The following is a 20,907-nucleotide window of genomic DNA, read 5'->3' as shown; positions in this document are numbered from 1 at the left end:
GGCCGCCAGGGGGCTCGCGGGAGGCCGTCGTGCCGCACAGGCCACGGGACCACGGGCCTGCCCGTGGTCCCGTGAACGTGTTCCCGGCCGCGCCGGGGCGCGCCGGTCAGCCGAGCGGCAAGATGATCGAGTCGTCGTGGATCTTGGTGCCCGCGCTGTTGTACATCGCGGTGAGGACGACGGCCGCCTGGGGAGTGAGCGGCCCGTCGTTCGTGATGGGCACGCGGAACGCCCGGCGCTCGATGCTGGGGGTGCACGCTGTCTGGACCGTGGTGTGGCCCGAGGGTGCGGGCTGGTCGGGCGCGCTCACGGTCTGATGCACCGAGATCTGCAAGGTGACGGTGTCGTTGGACAGGCAGCGGATTGATTCGCCCACCTGCACCTCGTACGGGCCGACCTGGGAGATTTCATACGCCTTGACGGAGCCGCTGGGCGTCGGGGACGCGGCGGCGGCCACGGCGGGAGGAACCGCGGCGATCAGGGGGAGCAGGGCGGCGGCGGCGGCCACGGCCGCGGGGGTGATCCGATCCATATTCGGATAGTAATTAGAAGACTACATAAAGTAAACAGGGCTGGTGGGGCCACGGGACGCAGACGTTGTTGCCTGTGCCGGCAGCAGCGGCAGCCCGCGCCCCTGCCCTGAAGCCATCCGTGTCGACGCCCGGCCGGACCACCCGCCGCGCGCCCGCGCCCGCGCGTCGAGACTCCCGAAACTCCCGGATCGTGCATGTGCACCGTGCACGGCCCCTCGGTGCAGGCGCGCGCGAGCCGTGCACGGTGCATGCACCAGCAGCATGGGGGCCTGGGCTGAGGCCCGAGGGTGACACGGGACCACGGCTGCCCCGTGGTCCCGTGTCGTCGATCGGCCTGTCGGGGCGGGCTCGGAGATGCGCCCGCTCACTGGTCGACGGCGTGTGCCGCGGCGGCGATCGGTTCGAGCCCCGCGACCAGCTCGTCGAGCTCGTCCGCACTGAGCACGTCGTATGCCGGCGCACCCAGCTCATCGGTGAGCGCCTCGATCCGCTGCTTGGTCTCCCGGCCGGCGTCGGTGAACCCGCCGGCGGCGTCCACGAGGCCGCGGCCGCGCAGCCCGTCGACGACAGCGGCCAGCTGTGCCTTGGGCAGGTGGTGGATCCGACCGAACTCCTCCGCCCTCATCCCGAGGGAAAGAGCCATGAGGACGTGGGACTCGGTGCCGCCGATGCCGTGGGCGAGGAGGGCGGCGTTGTGGCCGTCCCCGCGGTGTTCTCGCAGGAGCGTCGCCGCGTGCCAGAGCTTGGCCACCGGCTCCTCGGGCACGTCGAGCGCCCGGAGCCCGGCGTACAGCGCTCGGCCCTCAGTCGGCGCGCTGAGCGCTGCTCGGGTGGCGAGGTCGGCGACCCGCACCAGACCGGGGGAGCCGGCGAGCTCCCCGATCCTTTGCCGCAGGGCGGCGGCGCTGCTCCGCTCGCGTACGGCGATCGCCTCCTGGGGGGTGATCTTGCCCCATACCCAGGGGATGTGGCGCGCCACCTCGCCGTCGGCGAAGTTGTAGAAGATCGCGTGCACCACCCCGGCGGGTACCAGCCCCAGCGGCGCGGCCCGGCCCGCGAAATACCCGTCCCAGTAGTCGCGCATACCGAGGGCCAGGAACGCCTCGTTCACCACCTCGGAGAAGGTGACGGTGGCGATCGGCTCGACGAGCTCGAACATGCGGTGGACCTTGGCCTGAGGGTGCGGCATCGTTTGCATCTCCCTTAGTCGTGGCAGGGCCCTGGTGGGCGGCTCCTCACCCCAGCTACGAGCAACATGGCCAGGATCCGACAACTCCGGTCGATTCTGCCGGGCAGCGCCGGGGTGGCGGCTGGCGTCACGTTGGTTAACGGCACCCCGACCTGGGCGAATGCGATTGGGGAGACCCGACAGAGCTCACGTTCTGTCGGGGCATCCCTCACTCTGAGCTACCTTGCCCCTAGTGGCACCGACCCGAGCGCCGGGCCTCTTCCGGTGGCACCCCCGGAAGAGCTAAGCCGGACTCAGTGCATGTCCTGGTTGCCTTCCGCTCGAGTAGTTTTGTCGAGGGCGGCATGGGGGATCCATTTCGATCCGAGCCACTCTGCCTGGGCGACGTCGCCGCCACCAAGAGACAGGCTCGCCCGCGCTGCGCGGTAGAACTCGTCACGTGCCTCGTCCACGCGCCGAACCGTCGACTCCCAGCGCTCCCAATCTTTGCTTCTACCATCTGCGAAATGCCCGATCGAGGTTACGCTGGCCCGCCACTCCCGTGCCGTCTCAATCGTGGCCGCGTCGCCGAGCAGCAACACTCCTTCCCACTTCTTCGTTCGATTGGTTTCCGCTTGCTCCAGCAGCGGCTTGACCTCCTCCCAGTCGAACGGCTCAGTCGTGGAGCTGGGATGTTGTGCGGCCGCTATGCGCAAGGCGAGCGCATGCTGCTCCTTGATCGCGCTGGCGTAGTCCATGTAGGCCCGCAGTCGATGATCGTCCCAGCGGATCGATAGCGTCTGTTTCCAGCGCGCTCGATCCATCGCCCTGGTGGTGAGGAGCGTCGCTAGTGCGCCAACGATGACACCGATCAGGGCAGGTAACTGCGCGAGCAGAGCGCTCATATCTGAAAGCGTGACAGATCGGGAGATGGAGGGACAACCTCGGCCGATCTCGTTGAGGAGAGCGGACAGATGATCGAGGCGGCAGTGCTGGCCCGCTCGGCGGTCAGGGAAGAGCCAGCGGGAGTCGCGCAGTTGTAGGCGCGCAGGGTGCCGCTCCAGCGCGGGCACGCCCTTGACCGCGATCGGCCCATAGGTGATGTTCAGCGCCTGCGCGGTCAGGCACGCCGCCACCGAGATGTCCAGGTTGTCCGGGTGCGGGCCGGTGCCGGCAATCGAGGTGAAGGCCTCCATGAACTTCGGGCACCAGCCCAGCACCTCCACGACCGCCTCGGAGATGTCCACCCGCGGCATCATCGCCTCCACCCGCCTGCGCAGGTCGATCAGGGACGGCGGCTCATCGATCGCCTTCACGCTCGCGACGTGGATCTTGCCTTCGTCGTCGATGCTGACGGACGTGTTCGCGGCCAGCCCGGCCCGCACCACCCGGTAGGCACGATCCAGCCGCTCGGCGTGCTCGGCCAGCAGCTCCGCGGGGTCTTCGGGCAGGCCCAGGTCGGTCAGCGCGCTGTCCTTGACCGCCGTCCACGCCGCGCCCTTCAGCAGCTGGGCGTCCGGGTCGCGCCACCGGCTGGAGGCGGGCGCGTGGATCTCGGCGTTTGAGGTGGCGGTGGAACTGCTCCAGCACGCAGAACACGTACGCGTTGCGATCGACAAGCCCGTCCGTGCGGGCCGGATGGCCGAACACCAGCCGCCTCCACGGTCCACTCACCACCAGCGAGTCGATCAGCCGCAGCGGCAGCACCGTGACCGGATGGTGGCGCGAGCGGTAGGCCAGCGCGTCCGGCAGGGCTTGCATGGCGGCCAGCACCTGCCGGCCCTCGGCGTTGGCCTCGAACGCGATCACCGCGGTCAGCAGCTTCACGAAGCCGGACACGGTCGCGTACTTGCTCGCCATCTCCGCCCGCCAGCCGCCGTCGTCCTCGGCGTCCGGCGGCGGCACCAGCCCGGTCACGGTGGCCACCGCCGAGCGCAGCTGAGCGTGGGGCACGACCGCGTCGATCATCTCCCACACCTCGAACAACCGCACGTCCTCGCTCCACGTCTCGGCCTCCAGCAGCACCTCCACCGCTTGGGCCAGCCAGGCCGAGGCCTTGGCCGGCCGCGGATGCTTGACGACCTTCTGCTTGTCGGCCTCCCGGTGCGCCTTGCCGAGTAGCTCGGTCACCATGAGCAGGTCCAGCAGCTCTAGCGTGTGGTCGATGGTCTTGGTCTCCAGCCGCTGCACGGTGGCCAGCAGGGTGGCCAGGCGCCGCGAGGCGGGGTGCTTCTTCAGCTGCGCGGAGTGCGCGGTCAGGCCGTAGCGGGCCAGTTCATCCAGCCGCCGCTGCGGCACCGCGGCGTCCAGCTCCAGCCGGCCCAGCCCGGTGCCGCCGATCTCGGCGACCAGGTCCAGCGACTTGACGATCTGCGGCCCGGACGCCTTGGACGGGCCGGTCCGCCAGCGCTCCAGATCCGAGACCTTCTTGCCCGGCGGCACCTCCAGCAGCGGGTCCAGCACCGCCCGCTGCTGCGCGCTGAGCAGCGCGGCCAGGGTGTCGGCAGCTCCCGCGTGGCGCGTTCCCGCTCGCGCGCCACCAGCCGGGTCAGCGTGCTGATCCCGGGCAGCAGCACGTCGTTCTGCCGCAGCCAGCGCACCGCGTACTGGAACAGCGCGGTCGGGCCGTCGCCGGTGTTCCAGGCGTGCGCCCGTACCTTGCCCGCCAGCTCGGTCTCGGCCGAGGCGAAGTCCTTCAGACCGAACGCCTTGGCGATCTCCCAGGTGTGTTCCAGCCGTGTCTTGTCCCGCTCGGTGTAACGCTTCACGCAGGACGGATCCTCGATCCCCAGTTGGGCGGCGACGACGTTCAGGACCTCGTTCGGCACCTCCAGCGGGTCGGCCAGGAAGCACCCCAGGTAACGAACGGTCACGAGCTGGAGGGCGAAGCCGCATCGGATGTGCCGGCCGCGATGTCCCTTGATGAGGGCCATGTCCTCGTTGTCGAGGAAGAAGATCTTCTCCATCTCTGCCCGGGAGGGCGGACCGCCGTAACGGCCGTACTTCGCCGCTTCTGAGTCGCTCAGGAAGTCGACAGGCATGCATGCAACGTATGACCCAACAGACACAGCGTCATCAGAACAACACAACCGTTACCAAGTGCTACTTAACGTGACCGCAGGTAGATCAATTGCGCGCTGCGAAACCGAACGGAATCCGGCGCGGGCCGCGTTCGGAGGCAGGGAAACGCTTGGCTCGCTGACCAGCGGGAACCCCGTTAACGCCGGATTCCGTTCCAAATCTCTCTGACCGCCGACACCGTGGTGCTCACGCATCTGCACACCGACCACGTCGGATGGGCGGTCGTGACCGAGGCGGCCGTCCCATCAGCGGGCGGCACGGTGGACGGCGACGCTTAGACCAGCGGCACGAGCTGGTGCTCGTCACCGGTGACCTCCTGGTGCACGCGCTCCAGCTGCTCCACCCCGAGCTCGCCTACTCGCACGAGATCGACCCTGAGGCGGCCAGGGACTCAAGGGAATGCATGCTCGCCCGCGACACCGCCACGACGCTGCATCTGGCGACACCGCACCTGACGGAGCCGTTCGTCTCGGCGTGATCGCGGCCGTCCGAGCCGTTCGGCGCGGGGCAGGCCGCGGGGGCATGCAGACGGTCCGATTTCCTGCAGCTGCGCGATCATGCGGGCTGCAGTTGCCACGCAAGCGACCCCTGATCCACTACCGGCATCGGAACAGACAGGGCCGGCGCGGCAGGCTCCGCCCCTCAGCGTGAGGAAGAAGGATGGCATCGATCGTCTTCGGGACACTCGCCGTGATCGCATTGATCGTGGGCACGGTGCTGTTCCTCGTTCTGAGGCGGAAGCCGCACACCCGCGTCGGGGCGTACGTCAGCGCGACGTTCCTCTTCCTGGGCGCCGGGGTGCTGGGCATGGGCTCCCTCTCGTTCGCGAGCATGGAATCCGCCATGCTGCAGACCTTCACGCCGAAGGAGCGCGCGGCCGCGCTGCACTGCGATGCGGAGGTACTCAAGGCCGAGGAGACGTCCAACAAGCTCAACGGCCGCTACATCTGGCTGCTGCGGCTTCGCGTGACCCCTCAGAGCGGCAACTCGTACGAGATCGAGCGCACGGCCCGGCTTACCGCGTCCATGGGGGAACGCCTGGAGCGGGGGAACGTCGTGCTTCCCTGCCTGGTGGCCTCCACCGACCACACCCGTATCGAGATCTCGGCCATGGCCTGAGCGGTCCGTGCCGTCGAGCGGTCGGCCAGGCCATGCGATGTCCTTATCGCCCAGGTGGGCATTCCGGCGGCACCCGGTACATGGAGAACTCGAGTCGCAGCGAGTCGTCGGCAGGAAGGGCTATCGCCCGGGCCCATGGGCTCGTCGCCCAGCAGGCGGGCAGGAGAAAATACCGCCGGTTCGAATGGATCAGCAGACGCAGGCCGGTGTATCGGTAGCGGAACATCGCGTTCGTGTCCGTCAGCGTGGTCTCCCTGATCCCGGGGCCCTCCAGGTACAGACGCCGCGCCGCATAGACCACCGTGCTCCGTAGCCATTCCGGGTGCGCCCGGAACTGCTCGGCCGCCTCCCGTCCCCGCCCCTGCGCGTAGACCGTGACCGACCACAACAGCAGGACCAGGAGGAGAGCCGCGCAGACCGTTCGCTGGACGATCTGGTCCGTGGCGGAGGCCGTTCGCGGCGAGTTGACCCTGCGATACAACGAGGCGCTGTAGACCAGCACGAAGACGCCGAGGCCCAGGCAGATCGGCATGATGAGGGGGACCGAACGGTTCACCCACGACCATCCCCGTGACGAGCGGGGAGGAAGGCTTCACCCAGCCGGCTATCCACATGATGCCGAGGACGCCCGCGATTCCGCGCTCGACCACTACGGGGAGGGTCCCGGGGTTGAGGAACCGGCGGACAGCCGTTGGCGCTGAGAAGGATCTTAAGTGCAGAGAGCTGAAGCTGTTCTTGGTTGCGAAGCTTCCTTAGCTCGTTGCCTGGTCCGGCGTCGGCGTGCGGCGCGGATCTCGGCGTCGGCGACCTTGTCGTTGAGCAGCGCGTACAGCTGGGTGGTTTCGGTGGAGGCGTGGCCGAGGCGGCGGCGGACGGCCTCGATGGAGACGCCGGCGTTGATGAGTTCGGTGGCGTAGGCGTGGCGCAGCTGATGGATGTCGATCTCGACGCGTGCGGCGGTGCAGTAGGTCTGCCAGCGGTGGTGGGCGGCGTCGTAGGACAGCGGTCCGCCGCGGCCGTTGATGCTGGCCCGGAACAGCGGCCCGGCGGTGTAGCCGGTGCGGGCCAGGTAGAGCTTGAGCAGGGTGACGTAGCCGCGGTCGTCCAGCAGGACGGTGCGTACGCTGCCGCCCTTGCCGTGGATGCGGACATGTTCGTCGTCCAGGCGCAGATCGAGATCCTCCATGTAGAGACCGCACACTTCGGAGGTGCGGGCGCCACAGACGTAGGCGGTCTCGAACAGCACCCGGTCGCGCAGCCGGTCCAGTGGCAGGTCCTTGCGCGGCCGCCGCGAGCAAATCGCGGCCAAGACCTTGGCGACGTCGGCGGCCGCGGCCGGGCGGGGCAGGGCCTTCGGGACCTTGACGGTGTCGATCCGGTCCATCGGGTTGTTCTCGATGACGTCGGGGCAGAGTCGAGCGGGACACCGCAGCCGAGGCCAGCAACTGCCCGGGTTCCGCCACCGCGTGGATGAGTATCTCGTGGACACGGGCTGACTGGGCCTGGCAAGCTCTGTGGTCGCGCACCAGCGGGCGTGGCGGTTGGCCCAATCAGATTGCCAGGAATCGGCTCTTCTCTAGGGTCAATGCGCTGAGATTGAATGCCGCTGTGCAGATAGACATGTGGTTCGACCCGAAATGCCCTTGGGCGTGGAACGCCTCTCGCTGGCTGCTCGAGGTGGAGCAGGTTCGCGACGTTCAGACCCGGTTCCATGTGATGAGCTTGGCCATTCTGAACGAGCGTCGCGATGATCTGGAGGACTGGTATCGGGAGTGGCTGGGTGACACCCGCGCTCCTGTGCGGGTTGCGATCGCAGCTGAGCAGGCCTTTGGTAACGGCGTGCTCCGTGATCTCTACACGGCACTCGGCAACTTGATCCATCACGCCAAGATGCCTATCGGCCGGGAGCTCTTCACGAAAGCGCTGGTCGCGGTGGGACTGCCCGAACGGCTGGCGGATGCCGCCGACTCCGCAGAGTACGACGAGGCGCTCCTCGCCAGTCACCGCGCGGGCCTGGACCCTGTCGGGGAGAACCTCGGCACACCGGTGATCCACGTCCCCACCCCGGACGGGTCGGTGAACGCCTTCTTCGGGCCGGTGGTAACCCCGGCGCCCCGCGGCGAGGCGGCGGGACGGCTGTGGGACGGAATCCTCCTTACTACGGCGACCGACGGGTTCTTCGAGCTCAAGCGCGGTCGTACCCGTTCGCCACAAGTGGACTGATGAGCCTCCGAGCGCACGCTCGGGCTCGCCGAGTTGAGCAGCTCCATCGGCGACGGCACATTCTTCGCGACGTCGGCCCTGTACTTCACCGTGATCGTCGGCATGTCGGTGCCGCGGGTCGATTGTTGTGCACCAGGTTCCACGGGCCTGGGGAGTGTCCCCGTCTGATCCCCGAGGCGAGGGCCGGTAGGCAGGTAAGGCGCTGGCAGGCGAGGACGAACGCCTGAGCGCCCAAGGCCAGGTGCGCTCAATCCGCAGCTTCCGATGCCGGGCGTCGGAACCAGAAGCCACGGTCAACACCCCCGACCGGATCCTTAAGCGGATCGCCGTCCTCGCAGGTTCTCCGGAGGCACGGCTCCGCCGGCGGCGACGTGTATCGCCAACCCGCAGCTGCTGCTGGGCTGAGCACGAAACCTAGGAGTGATGATGAGCCTGGCCAGCCTCGGGCTGACCACAGAGCAGGAACGCCTCTACCGCTACCTGCTGCGCAAACCGCATGCCAACCTGGATGCGGCCGGCGTGGAGCTCGGCATGGCCGACGGGCGCGGCGTGGCCGCCGAGCTGCGCGCGCTGAGACTGGTGGACGAGGCGCTGACCGTGGTGACCCCGACCGCCGCCGTGGACCTGCTGGTGCGGCGGCGGGTGGAGCAGACCCAGCGGCAGCTCACCGAGCTGACCGTCGTCTGGGACGTGCTCAAGGAACTGACGGAGGAGCATCGCAGCGGCCGGCATGTGCAGATGGTCGAGCACCTGACGGACGGGCCGACCGTGACCCGGCGCATGTATGCGATGCTGGGCGACGATCCGGGCGAGTTCGTGCACATGAAGGAACGGGCACTGTACCGCGGGACCGAGTACGCCGCCGCTCCGTTCAAAGGCTTCCTGGCCGCCGGTCTTCGCAGCCGCACCCTGTTCTCAGCGCAGGCCCTGGAGGACCCCGAGCAGAAGCCGTACGCGCGGTTCTGGCACACGCTGGGGGACCTGCACCGGGTCACCACCGAGCCGTTCCGGCACCTGGCCGTCGTCAACCGGTCGGTCGCGTTCGTCCAGGCCGATCCCGCTGACCCGAAGGCAGGCGCGCTGCAGATCCGCCAACCTGGCGCGGTGGCGATGCTGGCGGAGGTCTTCGAGGGCATGTGGGCACGCGCCCGTGACCTGGACGACCTGCCGCTGTCCCCTGTCGAACAGCGGGTCCTGCATGCGCTGACCAGCCATGACACCGACGAGGCGGCAGCCCGTTCGATCAACGTCTCGGTCCGCAAGTTCCGTGCCCACGTCGCCGATCTGATGGCCCGCCTCGGTGCGAGCACCCGCTTCCAGGCCGCTCTGCTGGCCAGGGACCGCGGCTGGTTGTGACGCCCCTGGCGGGCACGCAGAATCTCGCTCTTCGTCTGCTGTGCCCGGTACGCGCGGTGTGCACCGAACCGACCGTGACCATCTGCGAGCGGTGGCGAACCCTAGGCGAGAATGACGGGAATATTCTCAAGTTGGACATTGAGGGTGTTGTACTAGGTGCATTGGTTGGTGTTGGGGCAGACCCGTGAGCCGGTGCCGGCCAGGACCTGGCCGATGGTGCTTTCCACGGCGAGGCGACCATGCCGGTGGACAGAGGGCCGGTGTAGGTACACCGCTGGGCTGGACCCGGCCGATGACGAGCGTGGGGAAGTCGACCGAGGCGCAGTCGTTCCACACGGTCGCGTTGGCGTGGGCGTGGCCGGAGGTGAAGTTGACGTCGATCTCGTTGTCGGCGTCCGCACACACAGCAACCGCCGGTTCTTGGGCGTGCGCGGGAGCGGCGGCGAGGACGGGCACGGTGAGGGCGGCGGCCAGCGCGGCGCAGAGCGCCATGACTTTTGCGCGGGCGAGCACGGCCGGGAATCGAGCAGAACGCATGGTTCGAGCCTCCTGACTACACGCGATTGAGGAGCGGGCCGCTGCAACGGTTGATGATCACGGGAGCCCCCGGGGCGCCGGGGGTGCGGGGTGGCCCATCCCCTTTCCCTCGGCCGGGGGTTCTTCGCATCCACGCTCCATGCGGCTCACGCAGGAGGGGCGGCCGGCGATCGACGCGGTGGTCGAGCGCGAGCGCCGGCTGCTGCGCCAGGCCGGCGGCGGCCCCGCTGTGATCCGGCCCCGCCGTGACAGGGCCTCGCCGTGCCGTCCGGGGAGCGGGGAGTGGAGGGGCGCTCGTTCAGGGCAGCGCGGGCTCGTCGTCCCACTGGGGGAGGGGCACGGTGCCGGACTGCCAGTCGCGGCGCAGGATGGCGTACGCGACTGCGTCGTGCACCGTGCCGTCCGGGGCCGGCCAGGCGCCGGGATGGGCCCCACTCTCGTGAAACTCACCGATCACCGTGAGCTGGTGAATCCTTGAGGAGCGGGGGAGTCAGGCGCGCCGGGATGGCATGTCGTTGATGGAGATGTCGGGTGGCGGGGCGGCGGGTTCGGGGGAGGGGAGTACCCGAGGCGCGAGTAGCGGACGGTCAGGCGCAGGCGGCGGTGACGTCAAAGGTGAGGAACCAACCTCGAACCCGAAGGCTTCGCCTGGCCGGAGCCCAACGCCTTCTACGTCGGTCTCGTCACCGTCCCAGACCCCGAAACGGTGAAGTACCGCGTGCATCGACCTCGCCACCACCTCTGCCATCCATCAGGCTGAGCTGGTCGCGCACCTGCAGGAGCTCGGTGTAACGCCCGCCGACGTGGGCCAGGGCGATGCCCCGTGGAAGGTGCTGGCCGACCCGGAGGGCGACGAGTTCTGCGTCCTCGGACGTGGCTGACGCGGCCGATCGGCTGCCGAGGGTGGCGGCAGCCATATGATCTACAAAGTAAAGGCGGTTGCTGAGAATAAATCACAGACCCGTCTTCAAACCAAGAAAGCATGGGCTTCGCCCATCCGCCAGCAACAACCGCGAGCCGTAGAGCACCGAGCTGGCGTCATCGAGAGGGAGGGGCCCGGCGACCCTCTTCGGGAACGCCTACTTGCGCAGGGGCCGCAGGGCGCGGCCCCAGGCGACGACCTGGTCCAGCATGGCGATGACGGCGTCCTCCTGCTGGGCCGACGGAGTGAGGATGCTGAAGTTCTCGAAGACCCGCGCCCCCGTGAACGGCGGATACGCGACAGATGTGCTGGTCACCGACGAACAGCGCGAGCGCCGCTGTGATGAGGGCAAGGCCGGCCAGCAGTACGGCGCGTGTGTTCGATCGCGCGGACACGCCCGGCCCCTGGGCGGGACCGGGCGCGTCAGGCGGTCGGCGTCAGGCCGGCGGGATCGCCTCCAGGACGCGCGCGGGGATCACCTGCACCCCGCTCGACTGGCTCGCCGGCGTCCTGCTCCCGCCGCTGACCAGCCACACCTGGGCCGAGTCCGGCGACTTGACGTAGGTGCCGTCGGCGATGCGGGTGGTCAGGCCGTCCCAGACGCGGGCCGGCACGGTCTGCGTCGGTCTCGGGCCGTATCCGGCCGCCTCCAACTCGGCCATGCTGTGGAAGTCCACTCGCGCGCCGCCGATGATCCCGCTCTGGCTGGACGAGCCCGCCTTCCTGAGCCGCGTACCGTCCGCGATCTTGGTCGGCATCGCGTTGAACACGCGAGCGGGGATGATCCGCACCAGCGGCTGCCAGTCGGCGCTGTAGCCGCTGTCGACCACCTCCTGGGGGTTGGCGAAGTTCACCCGGGCGTTGCCGATGACGGCTGCCACCGGCGTGCCCTGGGCCTGTACCAGCGTGCCGTCGATCGGCAGGTCGTCGCGGATCTCGCTGAAGGCTCGCAGGGGAATGGCCCGCACCTTGGACAGCCAGTCGGTGCCGTACCCGGAATCGATGATCTCCTGGGGGCTGGCGAAGTTGACCCGAGCGCCGCCGACGAGCGCCGCCACGGGGGCGGACGCGCCGCCGCCGGTTCCCTGGAACAGGACCGAGTCCGACGGGACGCGGGGATGGGCGTCGAAGGCCCGCAGGGGGATGGCGCGGACCCTGGAGGCCCAGTTGTCGCCCTGGCCCACGTCGATCAGTTCCTGCACGTTGGCGAACGGGATGAACGCGCCGCCCACCGCCATGGCCACGGGCCCGGACACGCCGCCACCGGTGCCGTGCACGAGCGTGCCGTCGGCGGGGCTGAACCCGAGCAGGTTGTAGCTGCCCGCGCTGATCGCGACGACTCGCTGCCCCCAGTCGCCGCCCTGGCCGACGTCGATCACCTCCTGTGGGCTGGCGAAGGGGATCAGCGCGCCGCCGACCGTCATCGCCACCGGCAGGTCGACGGTCCCGGCCTTGGTCTGGACCAGGTTGCCGTCCGCCGGCACTCGGTTCATGTGGTCGCGGGCGTCGATTGACCAGTTCGGCACCTTGACCGGAGTGCCGCAGCTCACCGGGGCGTCACAGCTCTCCTGCCACAGCGGGGCGCCGCCGACGAAGACGTACACCCGGCCACGCTGGTCCACCGCCGTGGAGGCGTTGCGCGGGGTGGCCGGGCCGGCGTCGATGACGGCCTGCGTCGTCGGCCGGGACTGGGGCAGGCAGATGCGTCCGCGCAGGTGGACTGCCAGACCGGGGCGCCGCCGACGATCTTGTAGATGCGTCTCGTGTCCGTGGTGGCCAGGACGGTTCCTTCGGCCAGGCCGTGGACGGAGGTCACCGGCGCGGGGCCGGACGACGGCGGGTTCACGGAGCCGCCGCTGCCGGCGCCGCCGCTGGGCGTCACGTACTTCCAGTCCCGGCAGTAGCTCTCGGGGAGGGATCCCGCCGGGTAGTCGCCGCGGTCGGGCAGAGGAGGCGACGTTCGGGGCCCTGCGCGAGAGCGCCGAGACCTTCCTGGCCCGTCCCCGCCAAGCCGTCCGGGCGGAACTGGACTCCTACGCCGGCTACCACGGCCGAGTGCCGCCCGCGCTGGCCGGGCTTGCCGACGTCCTCAGTGCCCGGCACGCGGTCCTGGCCACCGTGGCGGCCTACCACCACGCCGCCGTCGGCGCGTATTGGAGAGGCATTCACGCCCACCTCGACGCCGAACGAGGTCAGCGCGGTACGATCATGCTCGACCGTGGTGTCGACGGTCTCCTGTCCAGCCTGCATCGGACCATCCGGTGGACGGTGACTTCACCTTGAACGGACGGGGTCTGGTGCTGACGCCGTCCTTCTTCCTGCGCAACCCCGCGGTGATGCACGACGCGAACGATCCGGCCGAGTGCATGCTGATCTACCCTGCCGCGGTCGGCCTCGGCCAGGTCGCGCATGTATGGACGGGCGAGCCGTCTGCGGGGGCGCTGGGCAACCTCCTAGGGCGCACCCGCGCGTCGGTGTGCTCACCGCCATCGCCGACGGTGTGGCCACCACCGGCGCTCTGGCCCGCCGCCTGGGCATCTCCTCGGCGGCGGTCAGTCAGCACACTGCCGTGCTGCGGGAAGCAGGGCTGATCACGACCCGTCGGCATCACGGTAACGTCCTGCACAATCCGACCCAGACCGGTCTGGCCCTCCTCGACCGGCCCTACGCCCTGCCTGGCGGTCACGTACCGACCGGCCTCTCGCGCTCATCGGCCCCAGGGGGTGCCGCCGCGACCCGCTCGTGATTCGCTACGGCCGGCAGACCGGAGGATTCCGCGATGTCAATCCCCTGGAAGCGTGGAGACGGTGTTTGCCACAGCGGTCCTCAGCAGGGCCGATGAAGCTTTCCTCTTCTCGATCATGTGGCGCTCGGATGTTATGGGCGCCGGGCCGTCGTTGGTGCTGTGCCGCCGGGTGGTGTTGGAGAAGTGCGCGATCCAGGTCGCCATCTTTGGACGAGCCTCCGGCCCTGGTGAGGAACCGGGGGCGGTGCACATACTCGACTGCGGCGCCGCGGGGAAGGAGACCTCCGGTCAGGGGCGGCCGAGGTCGAGGTCGCGGACGCGGATGATGGCTGCGGCGCGGTCGGCCACCTGGAGCTTGGCGAAGATGCTGGAGATGTGGTTGGCGACCGTTTTCGGAGCGATGGCCAGGTGGCGGGCGATCTCGCCGTTGGGGTGGCCGGTGGCGATGAGGCTGACATGTTCGGTGTGCCGGAGTCGGCGGTGTACGGGCACCTGGACAGGACCGAGACCGTAGGTCAGGGCAGGGTCAGGATGCGGGGGCCCTGGTCGGTGATGGCGACGGTGTGTTCGATGTGGGCGGCCCGGCTGCCGTCGGTGGTGCGCAGGGTCCAGCCGTCGTCGCCGGTGCGGTAGGTGTCTTGCCCGCCGGCCATGAGCATGGGTTCGATGGCGAGGACCAGGCCGTGGCGCAGGGGGAAGCCGCGGCCGGGGCGTCCGCGGTTGGGGACGTGAGGGTCTTCGTGCATGCGGCGGCCGATGCCGTGGCCGCCGAAGTCGGCGGGCATGCCGCAGGCCGCCTTGCGGGCGACGGTGTCGATGGCGTGGGAGATGTCGCCGATGCGGCTGCCGACCTGAGCGGCGGCGATGCCGGCGTCGAGGGCTTGTTGGGTGGCGTCGATCAGGTCGAGGTCTGCGGGGCGCGGAGTTCCGACGGTGAAGGTGATGGCCGCGTCGCCGGCCCAGCCGTCGAGCTGGGCGCCGCAGTCGATGCTCACCAGGTCGCCGTCTCGCAGCCGGTAGCCGGTGGGGATGCCGTGCGACACGGCGTCGTTGATGGAGGTGCAGATCACGGCGGGGAAGGAGACCGGGGCGAAAGGCGGGCGGTAGCCGAGGAAGGGGGAATCGGCCCCTGCCTCGGCCAGAACCGCGCGGGCCGCCTCGTCGAGTTCCCGCAAGGACACCCCTACGCCGGCTGCTTCTCGCACTGCGGCCAGCGCGTGGGCGACCACGCGCCCGGCTTCCCGCATGGCGTCCATCGCGGCATCGGTCTTGATCTCCACCATGCGCTGTGACTCCCCGTCTTCATCGGACCCAATACTTATACCGGTATTAGTATCACGGTCGCGGTGGGGACTTCGTTGGCGCCGTGGGAACGCCTACGCGGCGCCGGGAGGAGTTTCCGCCGAGACCTTGCGCAAGATCGAAACCGGCGAGGCTCCGACCCTGGCCTTCTTCACCGCCAGGCGCCGCTGCGCAGGTGGGCCTCGGGATCGGTTCCCGCGGCGAGCAGGGGAAGTCCGGCGCGGTCGGCTGACGGGGGACCGGCGACGGGTGAGTCCAGTGTCAGGCGACTGTTACTCCGCCTTCGGTGGAGTCGGTGGAGCGGCTGAGTTCCTCCGAGGCGTCGAAGTCGTCCTGGACGCGTTGGCGCCCGGCGGTGACCAGGCGTAGCGCGTCCGAGCCGAGCAGGATGTGCACGGGAGGCAACCTGTCGCAGCGCCGGTCGTAGCCGTGATGAGTGCTCGGCCCGGTCCTTGTGCCCGGCTGGGGTGCCCGCGAGGGCGAACAGATGCCGCCGCACACCAAGCGCCGCCCCTGCCCGCAGTGCGATGTCCCCGCCGGCTGTGCCTGCCGCGCCCGCGCCGGGAAGTGCCACACCGTGCGGTTCATCCTCGTGGCGTCGCTGCGCGGCGAACTCACCGTGCCCGTCCCGGCCGAGCGCCGGGCAAGAGATGGACGCAAGGGCCGAAGGTCGCTCCGGCGGCGCCGGAGACGAACGGGGTGCCGATCCGGATCGGCTACGCACGCTGGTCCACGGCCGCGCAGGAGCTGCAAAGCCAGCTCGACACGCTCGCGGCGGCGAAGTGCACGCGGGCTCCGTGCATCTTCGCCGTGCTCGCCGGCACCGGCCGGTCCCTGAGCAGGCACTGCCCGAGCACTTGGCAGGTTTCTCCCGTATCCCGGCGGTCCTGTCGGTCGCACCAGCCGCCACCTGTGGCGTTCGTGCAGGTGGACGCTTAGTGGGCAGGTTACTGGCGCGGCGGTGATGTGGTTGGTGAACGGGCACACCGCGCGCAGGGAGACGTCATGGGCGAGCGGGGACGCGCAGGGCTGAGCGGTGGCCCCAGGTGGCCCAGCGCCAGAGCCATTCGAGGGGGCCCTGGCGGTAGCGGCGCAGCCAGAGGGTGGAGAACAGCCACTGGGCCGCCAGGATGGCTCCCGCGGTCTGGAACGCCACCGACGACGACTGGCCGATCGGCAGGCCGAGGAGGTGGCCGGCCGCCAGTACGAGGAGTGTGGCGGTCAGATAGTCGGTCAGTGCCATCCGGCCCAGTGGCGCGAAGACGAACTGCAGCGCCGGTCGCAGCGGCGTTCTGAGCAGGGTCAGCAGGACGCACACGTATATACCGGCGAGCAGCAGGTCGGCCAGGGTGGTCGTGGTGGGCAGGTACGTCGTGGTCCCCACGGCCCGCATGCCGGCCTGTACCCACAAGGTGGCGGCCAGCCCTGCCGTGAAGACCAGGCCCAGCAGGAGCGGCCCTCGGGTGGACGTCTCGATCTTCTCGATCACGCCGTAGCGGACCAGTGCCGAGCCCAGCAGGAACAGCCCGGCGATCAGCAGAGGTCCGCCCCCGCTGATCACCGCCGCCGTCACGAGCAGAGCGGACAGGCCCGCCACGGCCCAGCGCGGCAGCCAGGTCGAGGGCAGCAGCGCCAGTATGCCGGCAATGGCGTAGCGGGTCAGGATTTCGCCCGGCCACAGCAGCATGTGCACCAGGCCGACCGCGAGCAGCGCCAGAAGCCGGCGCAGCAGGACCAGCCAGGGGCGGGGGACACGGTGCGCGGCGGAGTCGTGCAGCAGCGAGAATCCGATCCCGAACAGCAGGGAGAAGATCGGCAGGCCCAGCCAGGGGTCCCAGTCGCCCATGGGTTGTGTCGCCAGGGCGGTGCTGTCGTTGGCTATCAGCTGGATGTTGGCGAGCAGGATCTCGCACAGCGTGAACCCGCGCAGGACGTCGAGCGCGGCGATACGTGGTCGGCCGGGGGAGGTCATCGCGAGGTCTCCAGTGCCGTCGCCTCGGCGGGGGCGAAGGGGAGGCCGGGGCGTCCGGCGTTCGGTCCCGGATCGTGATCTTCATAGAGCATGGGCCTCATCCTGCGGATGCGGCCCGATGCGGACATCGACCACAAGTACGGTGTTGCGGTCTGCGACCGTACTTTGGGCCGATTCAGCGTAGACGCCGGCCGCCCAAGGGGTCGGCGTACTTCCAGCACACGATCAGCACACGATGTCGTCCCCGGGCCATGCGCCGAGGCAGTGATCCGCCGGCCCCCTCCGTCGGTCAGCTCACCACGCCGGATTCCCACGCCCAGGCTGCGATCCCCACCCGATTCTTGACGCCGAGCTTGGCGAAGATGCTGCCCATGTGCGTCTTGACCGTCGACAGCGACAGGAACAGCTCCGCGGCCACCTCCTGGTTGGAGCGCCCCCTGGCCACCAGCCGTACGACGTCCAGCTCGCGGTCGGTCAGCGGGTCGTTCGTGGGGGATGCCGGGGCCTGCCGGGGCTGGGCCAGGTGCCGCAGCAGCCTTACCGTCACCGACGGCGACACCAGCGCGTCGCCCGCCACGGCCGCCCTGACCGCCTCGATGAGCAGCGTGGGACCGCTGTCCTTGAGCAGGAAACCGGTGGCGCCGGAGCGCAGCGCGCCGTAGACGTACTCGTCCAGGTCGAACGTGGTGACGATGACCACCCGCAAGGGGTTGTCCACCCCGGGACCGGCCAGAACGCGGGTCACCTCCAGCCCGTCGAGCTTGGGCATCCGTATGTCGAGCAGGCACACGTCGGGGCGCAGCCGCCTGGCCTCCGCCACGGCCTCGGCCCCGTCCGCGACCGCGGCCACGACCTCCATGTCCGGCTGGGCGTCCACGATCATCTGGAAGCCGGTGCGTACCATCTGCTGGTCGTCGGCGATGAGAACCCGAATAGTCACGGCCCCACTCTAGAGATCAACCGTCCGGCCGAGGCGGCCATGAGGCAGGGCCGATCCGGCACGCCGTACCTGCCCAAGCCGGCCGGCGCCCACCCGGTCGGCACCACATCCCTGCACCTGAGCGACGCCTCCCGCCCCGACCCGTGGGTCCCCGCGGCCAGGACGAGGGAGCTCATGGTCTCCCTGTGGTACCCGACGGCGGCGCGTATGGGCGCCCCCTCGGACGACGGCACCTGGAAGCGCGACTGGGGGCACCTGACCGGGTGGAAACGCTGGCTGGTGGTGAAGGGGGCGCTGCAGGTCACGCCGGGTCCGGCAGGTCCATGAGCGCGAGCTGGGCCGGGTCGACCACGGCGGTGATCTCGGTGATGCGGCCGTCGGCGACGGTGAAGGCGAGGACGGACAGCGGGGTGCCGTCTTCGTTCCAGGAGATGACGCCGGGTTGGCCGTTGACGGTCGCCGCATGTCCTCGTGCCGCGCTGCCGGCCACTCGGGCGCGGGTGGCGACTTCGGTGGCTCCGAGCGTGACGAACGGGCCGTTCGGGGTGTGGACGGTGAACTTCACTTCGGGGTGGAGAACCTGCAGCAGCCGCTCGAACTGACCGTCGCGGGCCGCGGCCAGGAAGGCTTGGACCACCTCGCGTTGTTGTCGTCCGGCGCTTGCCGGCTGCTGGGCGGTTCGTACTCTCCTGCGGGCGCGGCTGGTGAGCATTTTGGTCGCGTCGGCGGACTTGCCGAGAATGGTGCCGATCTCCTCGTAGGGCACGGCGAACACGTCGTGCAGCACGAACGCCAGTCGTTCGTTCGGGCGCAGCGAGTCGAGGACCGTCAGGAGCGCGAGGCCGACGGAGTCGCCGAGTGCCACGAGGTCTTCGGGAGCGGGGGCGTCGTCGGCGTGTGATCCGAGCAGGCGGTAGGCGACCGCTCGGAGCCGGTCACGCTGGGACTCGAAGGCGTCCACGATCGGATCCGTGGGATGGGTGCCTGGCATGGTGTTACCTCCGTGGAAGCTGCTCCGTCATAGGGATGACGGGCACATGCCCCGCAACGTAACCCGATGAAGGAGAGCACTTTCCCATGGAGAACCGTCTCAAGAGCAAGAACACGCTCAACCCCGATGTGTGGACCGCGGTCCAGCACCTGCAGAAGGCGATCGCCGCCGGGGGCGTCGACCCGAAGCTGCTCGCGCTGGTCCACCTGCGCGCCAGCCAGATCAACAGCTGCTCGGCGTGCGTCTACGCCAGTGTCGCCGGAGGCAGGAAGGCCGGTGACACGGACGAGCGGCTGCACAACGTGGCGGCGTGGCGTGAGGCGCCGTTCTACTCCGATGCCGAGCGTGCGGCGCTGGCGCTGGCCGAGGCCGCCACCCGGTTGCAGGATGATGCGGAGGGTGTCACCGACGAGATCTGGGACGAGGTCAACGCCCATTTCACTGAGGAGCAGATCGGCGCGATCAACCTGGAGATCGCGCTGACCAACTTCTTCAACCGGATCAACCGCACCATCAAGGAGCCGGCCGGCAAGACCTGGGGCTGAGCCCGGCGTGGCTCTTGCCCGCTGACCGCGCGGTGGTGACCGGGTTCGCCGGAAGATCCTGGCGATCTCCCGGCGAGCCCGTGCTGCGCCTGGTGTGGACGGCGCCGAGCAGGGAGACGCCGAGTGAGCTGCCCATGTTGCGCAGGAAGGTGGACACTCCGGTGCCGGCGCCCAGGACCACCGTGGCGCCGAACATGGCGAACCCCGAGATGAAGGCGACGGACCCGGCCACAGCCAGCGCCGCCAGGCCGAGGATCTGCGGCGAGCTTCAGTCGTACTGGGTGCCGTCCCAGCTGGTGATGAGCACCAGCGCGGTGCCCCACCAGATGCCCGCCATCGAGAGATCCTCCTCGCCCGGTGGGCGGACAGACTCAGAAGATCATGGCCCACGAGTTATCTTCCCTAAGATAAATATCGCTGTAGTGCTATGCATCTGGAGGCGTGATGGAGTTGAACTCGCTCAGGCAGTTCCTGGTGGTGGCGCGGCTGGAGCACCTCAGCGGCGCGGCCGAGGAGCTTCGCGTCGCCCAGCCGTCGCTGAGCCGTACCATCGCCCGGCTGGAGAGCGAGTTGCGCACGCCGTTGTTCGACCGGAGCGGCCGGCTGCGGCTGAATGACGCGGGCAAACTCTTCCGCGATTACGTCGAACGCTCCCTGGGGGAGCTGGATGCTGGGCGGCGAGCCCTCGCCGAGGCCGTCAGCGAGGGTATGGGCACCGTACGGCTCGCGTCGGAGACCTTCCTCACGCTCACCGGGCCGCTGGCGGCCTTCAAGCGGGCTCATCCGAGCATTGAGGTCGAACTGCGGTGGATGGCGGCCGAGGACATGGGCCGTCACCTGCGGGCCCAGGACGTCGACCTGTGCGTCGCCTCCCAGCCCATCTCCGCTGACGGCCTGGAGGCGGTCCAACTGCTCGATGAGGCGGTCGGTGTGGCCACACCGCTCGACCATCCGTTGGCGAGCCGTACGTCGGTGAGCATCGACGAGCTCACCGGCCAGTCCTTCGTCAGCGCCCGCAAAGGGCACTGGCAACGCCGCCTCCTGGACCGGCTCTTCGCCGCACGAGGGCATACCCCCAAGATCGTCTGCGAGGTCGACGAGCCCAGCGCCATCGCGGCCCTGATCAGCGCGGGGCTCGGCATCGGTCTGGTCCCCGCCTTCGCCTGGACCGCCTCCACACGGGTCCCCGCCGCCTGGGTGCCCGTCGACAGCCCTGACTGCCGACGCGCGGTGACCTTGTACTGGGGCACCGGAAGCCACCTGTCCACCGCCGCCCGCCTGATGCGCACCACGATCGCCAACTGGAACTGGATCACCGGCGAACCGCAGGAGCAGCGCTGAGGACGCCGGGCGCCCTGCCGGCGACATCGGCGCCGCCCGCTCCTGCAGCCTGGCCTCGACGATCAGCTGTCTGGGAATGGTGGCACCATCCCTGCCCGGGCCGGCCCCGCGCCGACCTTGGACAAGACCGA

Annotated in this window: 26 protein-coding genes and 1 pseudogene; 11 read left to right on the top strand and 16 right to left on the bottom strand. The window is 69.5% G+C overall.

The window, feature by feature from the left end; all coding sequences use genetic code 11:
• Positions 1-106: 106 nt before the first annotated feature.
• The 4 genes from AB0H81_RS10135 to AB0H81_RS10120 all read right to left on the bottom strand — a co-directional run bounded on the left by AB0H81_RS10135 (position 107) and on the right by AB0H81_RS10120 (position 4,742).
• Positions 107-532: a hypothetical protein gene (locus AB0H81_RS10135; RefSeq protein WP_358371905.1), complete on the bottom strand. Its 426-nt coding sequence runs from the start codon at positions 530-532 to the stop codon at positions 107-109.
• Between the two features lie 365 nt (positions 533-897).
• A complete protein-coding gene (locus AB0H81_RS10130; protein ID WP_358371903.1) occupies positions 898-1,722 on the bottom strand; it encodes a hypothetical protein in 825 nt (274 codons plus the stop codon).
• Between the two features lie 293 nt (positions 1,723-2,015).
• A complete protein-coding gene (locus AB0H81_RS10125) occupies positions 2,016-3,086 on the bottom strand; it encodes a hypothetical protein (protein WP_358371900.1) in 1,071 nt (356 codons plus the stop codon).
• Between the two features lie 870 nt (positions 3,087-3,956).
• Complete coding sequence (locus AB0H81_RS10120; protein WP_358371899.1) at positions 3,957-4,742, bottom strand: DUF4158 domain-containing protein; 786 nt, start codon at positions 4,740-4,742, stop codon at positions 3,957-3,959.
• Between the two features lie 335 nt (positions 4,743-5,077).
• Here AB0H81_RS10120 and AB0H81_RS10115 point away from each other — a divergent pair, with 335 nt between their 5' ends.
• Positions 5,078-5,260 carry a hypothetical protein gene (locus tag AB0H81_RS10115; RefSeq protein WP_358371896.1) on the top strand — a complete coding sequence of 61 codons (183 nt, stop codon included), beginning with the start codon at positions 5,078-5,080 and terminating at the stop codon, positions 5,258-5,260.
• A 182-nt stretch (positions 5,261-5,442) separates the two neighbouring features.
• Positions 5,443-5,901, top strand: a complete 459-nt coding sequence (locus AB0H81_RS10110; RefSeq protein ID WP_358371893.1) for a hypothetical protein — start codon at positions 5,443-5,445, stop codon at positions 5,899-5,901.
• 43 nt (positions 5,902-5,944) lie between these two features.
• On the opposite strand, the gene AB0H81_RS10105 is transcribed toward AB0H81_RS10110, so the two are convergent.
• Together AB0H81_RS10105 and AB0H81_RS10100 are read right to left on the bottom strand one after the other, a co-directional pair.
• A complete protein-coding gene (locus AB0H81_RS10105) occupies positions 5,945-6,457 on the bottom strand; it encodes a hypothetical protein (RefSeq protein WP_358371890.1) in 513 nt (170 codons plus the stop codon).
• A 153-nt stretch (positions 6,458-6,610) separates the two neighbouring features.
• A complete protein-coding gene (locus AB0H81_RS10100; protein WP_358371887.1) occupies positions 6,611-7,285 on the bottom strand; it encodes a tyrosine-type recombinase/integrase in 675 nt (224 codons plus the stop codon).
• 236 nt (positions 7,286-7,521) lie between these two features.
• On the opposite strand from AB0H81_RS10100, the gene AB0H81_RS10095 reads away from it, so the two are divergent.
• The gene (locus tag AB0H81_RS10095; protein ID WP_358371913.1) at positions 7,522-8,124 is read left to right on the top strand and encodes a DsbA family protein; all 603 of its coding nucleotides are present in this window, start codon (positions 7,522-7,524) and stop codon (positions 8,122-8,124) included.
• A 426-nt stretch (positions 8,125-8,550) separates the two neighbouring features.
• Positions 8,551-9,480: a hypothetical protein gene (locus AB0H81_RS10090; RefSeq protein WP_358371884.1), complete on the top strand. Its 930-nt coding sequence runs from the start codon at positions 8,551-8,553 to the stop codon at positions 9,478-9,480.
• An 835-nt stretch (positions 9,481-10,315) separates the two neighbouring features.
• Here the strand turns inward: AB0H81_RS10090 and AB0H81_RS10085 are convergent.
• Positions 10,316-10,474 carry a hypothetical protein gene (locus tag AB0H81_RS10085; RefSeq protein WP_358371882.1) on the bottom strand — a complete coding sequence of 53 codons (159 nt, stop codon included), beginning with the start codon at positions 10,472-10,474 and terminating at the stop codon, positions 10,316-10,318.
• Between the two features lie 165 nt (positions 10,475-10,639).
• Here AB0H81_RS10085 and AB0H81_RS10080 point away from each other — a divergent pair.
• Positions 10,640-10,886, top strand: a pseudogene (locus tag AB0H81_RS10080) (VOC family protein); the annotation flags it as partial.
• Positions 10,887-11,096: 210 nt separating this feature from the next.
• Here the strand turns inward: AB0H81_RS10080 and AB0H81_RS10075 are convergent.
• The gene (locus tag AB0H81_RS10075; RefSeq protein ID WP_358371880.1) at positions 11,097-11,255 is read right to left on the bottom strand and encodes a hypothetical protein; all 159 of its coding nucleotides are present in this window, start codon (positions 11,253-11,255) and stop codon (positions 11,097-11,099) included.
• Between the two features lie 121 nt (positions 11,256-11,376).
• A complete protein-coding gene (locus AB0H81_RS10070; protein ID WP_358371877.1) occupies positions 11,377-12,543 on the bottom strand; it encodes a hypothetical protein in 1,167 nt (388 codons plus the stop codon).
• A 150-nt stretch (positions 12,544-12,693) separates the two neighbouring features.
• Between AB0H81_RS10070 and AB0H81_RS10065 the strand changes: the two genes are divergently transcribed.
• The 3 genes from AB0H81_RS10065 to AB0H81_RS10055 all read left to right on the top strand — a co-directional run bounded on the left by AB0H81_RS10065 (position 12,694) and on the right by AB0H81_RS10055 (position 13,685).
• Positions 12,694-12,843 (top strand): hypothetical protein, encoded by a 150-nt coding sequence (locus AB0H81_RS10065; RefSeq protein WP_358371875.1) that lies wholly within the window; start codon positions 12,694-12,696, stop codon positions 12,841-12,843.
• Positions 12,844-12,994: 151 nt separating this feature from the next.
• Entirely contained in the window at positions 12,995-13,222 is a 228-nt protein-coding gene (locus AB0H81_RS10060; protein ID WP_358371872.1) for a hypothetical protein, read from the top strand.
• 193 nt (positions 13,223-13,415) lie between these two features.
• Positions 13,416-13,685 carry a helix-turn-helix domain-containing protein gene (locus tag AB0H81_RS10055; protein WP_358371869.1) on the top strand — a complete coding sequence of 90 codons (270 nt, stop codon included), beginning with the start codon at positions 13,416-13,418 and terminating at the stop codon, positions 13,683-13,685.
• Positions 13,686-13,973: 288 nt separating this feature from the next.
• On the opposite strand, the gene AB0H81_RS10050 is transcribed toward AB0H81_RS10055, so the two are convergent.
• The 5 genes from AB0H81_RS10050 to AB0H81_RS10030 form a co-directional block, all read right to left on the bottom strand.
• A complete protein-coding gene (locus AB0H81_RS10050; RefSeq protein WP_358371866.1) occupies positions 13,974-14,177 on the bottom strand; it encodes a LuxR C-terminal-related transcriptional regulator in 204 nt (67 codons plus the stop codon).
• Between the two features lie 23 nt (positions 14,178-14,200).
• Positions 14,201-14,968 (bottom strand): type I methionyl aminopeptidase, encoded by a 768-nt coding sequence (gene map, locus AB0H81_RS10045; RefSeq protein WP_358371864.1) that lies wholly within the window; start codon positions 14,966-14,968, stop codon positions 14,201-14,203.
• A gap of 280 nt (positions 14,969-15,248) precedes the next feature.
• The gene (locus tag AB0H81_RS10040) at positions 15,249-15,383 is read right to left on the bottom strand and encodes a hypothetical protein (RefSeq protein ID WP_358371861.1); all 135 of its coding nucleotides are present in this window, start codon (positions 15,381-15,383) and stop codon (positions 15,249-15,251) included.
• 607 nt (positions 15,384-15,990) lie between these two features.
• Entirely contained in the window at positions 15,991-16,959 is a 969-nt protein-coding gene (locus AB0H81_RS10035) for a DUF418 domain-containing protein (RefSeq protein ID WP_358371858.1), read from the bottom strand.
• Between the two features lie 289 nt (positions 16,960-17,248).
• Entirely contained in the window at positions 17,249-17,899 is a 651-nt protein-coding gene (locus AB0H81_RS10030; RefSeq protein WP_358371855.1) for a response regulator transcription factor, read from the bottom strand.
• Positions 17,900-17,938: 39 nt separating this feature from the next.
• Between AB0H81_RS10030 and AB0H81_RS10025 the strand changes: the two genes are divergently transcribed.
• Complete coding sequence (locus AB0H81_RS10025; RefSeq protein ID WP_358371852.1) at positions 17,939-18,226, top strand: hypothetical protein; 288 nt, start codon at positions 17,939-17,941, stop codon at positions 18,224-18,226.
• Here the strand turns inward: AB0H81_RS10025 and AB0H81_RS10020 are convergent.
• The gene (locus AB0H81_RS10020; RefSeq protein ID WP_358371849.1) at positions 18,201-18,890 is read right to left on the bottom strand and encodes a sigma factor-like helix-turn-helix DNA-binding protein; all 690 of its coding nucleotides are present in this window, start codon (positions 18,888-18,890) and stop codon (positions 18,201-18,203) included. The genes AB0H81_RS10025 and AB0H81_RS10020 overlap by 26 nt on opposite strands.
• A gap of 86 nt (positions 18,891-18,976) precedes the next feature.
• Here AB0H81_RS10020 and AB0H81_RS10015 point away from each other — a divergent pair, with 86 nt between their 5' ends.
• Positions 18,977-19,435: a carboxymuconolactone decarboxylase family protein gene (locus tag AB0H81_RS10015; protein ID WP_358371846.1), complete on the top strand. Its 459-nt coding sequence runs from the start codon at positions 18,977-18,979 to the stop codon at positions 19,433-19,435.
• On the opposite strand, the gene AB0H81_RS10010 is transcribed toward AB0H81_RS10015, so the two are convergent.
• Positions 19,404-19,667 (bottom strand): hypothetical protein, encoded by a 264-nt coding sequence (locus AB0H81_RS10010; RefSeq protein ID WP_358371843.1) that lies wholly within the window; start codon positions 19,665-19,667, stop codon positions 19,404-19,406. The two genes, AB0H81_RS10015 and AB0H81_RS10010, sit on opposite strands and share 32 nt — an antisense overlap.
• Positions 19,668-19,879: 212 nt before the next feature.
• On the opposite strand from AB0H81_RS10010, the gene AB0H81_RS10005 reads away from it, so the two are divergent.
• On the top strand, positions 19,880-20,776 hold the full coding sequence (locus tag AB0H81_RS10005) for a LysR substrate-binding domain-containing protein (RefSeq protein ID WP_358371840.1): 897 nt from the start codon (positions 19,880-19,882) through the stop codon (positions 20,774-20,776).
• Positions 20,777-20,907: the final 131 nt, after the last annotated feature.

Source organism: Nonomuraea sp. NPDC050691 (genome assembly GCF_040654455.1).
In the GTDB taxonomy this organism is placed as follows: Bacteria; Actinomycetota; Actinomycetes; order Streptosporangiales; family Streptosporangiaceae; genus Nonomuraea.
Note: the sequence above shows the minus strand (reverse complement) of the source record. Positions and strands in the feature narration are given on the sequence as shown.

Bases quoted from the DNA above. Each gene is read 5' to 3' on its own strand.
- AB0H81_RS10090 (WP_358371884.1), top strand. From the start codon at position 8,551: ATGAGCCTGGCCAGCCTCGGGCTGACCACAGAGCAGGAACGCCTCTAC.
- AB0H81_RS10120 (WP_358371899.1), bottom strand. From the start codon at position 4,742: ATGCCTGTCGACTTCCTGAGCGACTCAGAAGCGGCGAAGTACGGCCGT.
- AB0H81_RS10015 (WP_358371846.1), top strand. From the start codon at position 18,977: ATGGAGAACCGTCTCAAGAGCAAGAACACGCTCAACCCCGATGTGTGG.
- AB0H81_RS10110 (WP_358371893.1), top strand. From the start codon at position 5,443: ATGGCATCGATCGTCTTCGGGACACTCGCCGTGATCGCATTGATCGTG.
- map (WP_358371864.1), bottom strand. From the start codon at position 14,968: ATGGTGGAGATCAAGACCGATGCCGCGATGGACGCCATGCGGGAAGCC.
- AB0H81_RS10095 (WP_358371913.1), top strand. From the start codon at position 7,522: ATGTGGTTCGACCCGAAATGCCCTTGGGCGTGGAACGCCTCTCGCTGG.
- AB0H81_RS10035 (WP_358371858.1), bottom strand. From the start codon at position 16,959: ATGACCTCCCCCGGCCGACCACGTATCGCCGCGCTCGACGTCCTGCGC.
- AB0H81_RS10005 (WP_358371840.1), top strand. From the start codon at position 19,880: ATGGAGTTGAACTCGCTCAGGCAGTTCCTGGTGGTGGCGCGGCTGGAG.
- AB0H81_RS10130 (WP_358371903.1), bottom strand. From the start codon at position 1,722: ATGCCGCACCCTCAGGCCAAGGTCCACCGCATGTTCGAGCTCGTCGAG.
- AB0H81_RS10025 (WP_358371852.1), top strand. From the start codon at position 17,939: ATGAGGCAGGGCCGATCCGGCACGCCGTACCTGCCCAAGCCGGCCGGC.
- AB0H81_RS10020 (WP_358371849.1), bottom strand. From the start codon at position 18,890: ATGCCAGGCACCCATCCCACGGATCCGATCGTGGACGCCTTCGAGTCC.
- AB0H81_RS10135 (WP_358371905.1), bottom strand. From the start codon at position 532: ATGGATCGGATCACCCCCGCGGCCGTGGCCGCCGCCGCCGCCCTGCTC.
- AB0H81_RS10100 (WP_358371887.1), bottom strand. From the start codon at position 7,285: ATGGACCGGATCGACACCGTCAAGGTCCCGAAGGCCCTGCCCCGCCCG.
- AB0H81_RS10065 (WP_358371875.1), top strand. From the start codon at position 12,694: ATGCGTCTCGTGTCCGTGGTGGCCAGGACGGTTCCTTCGGCCAGGCCG.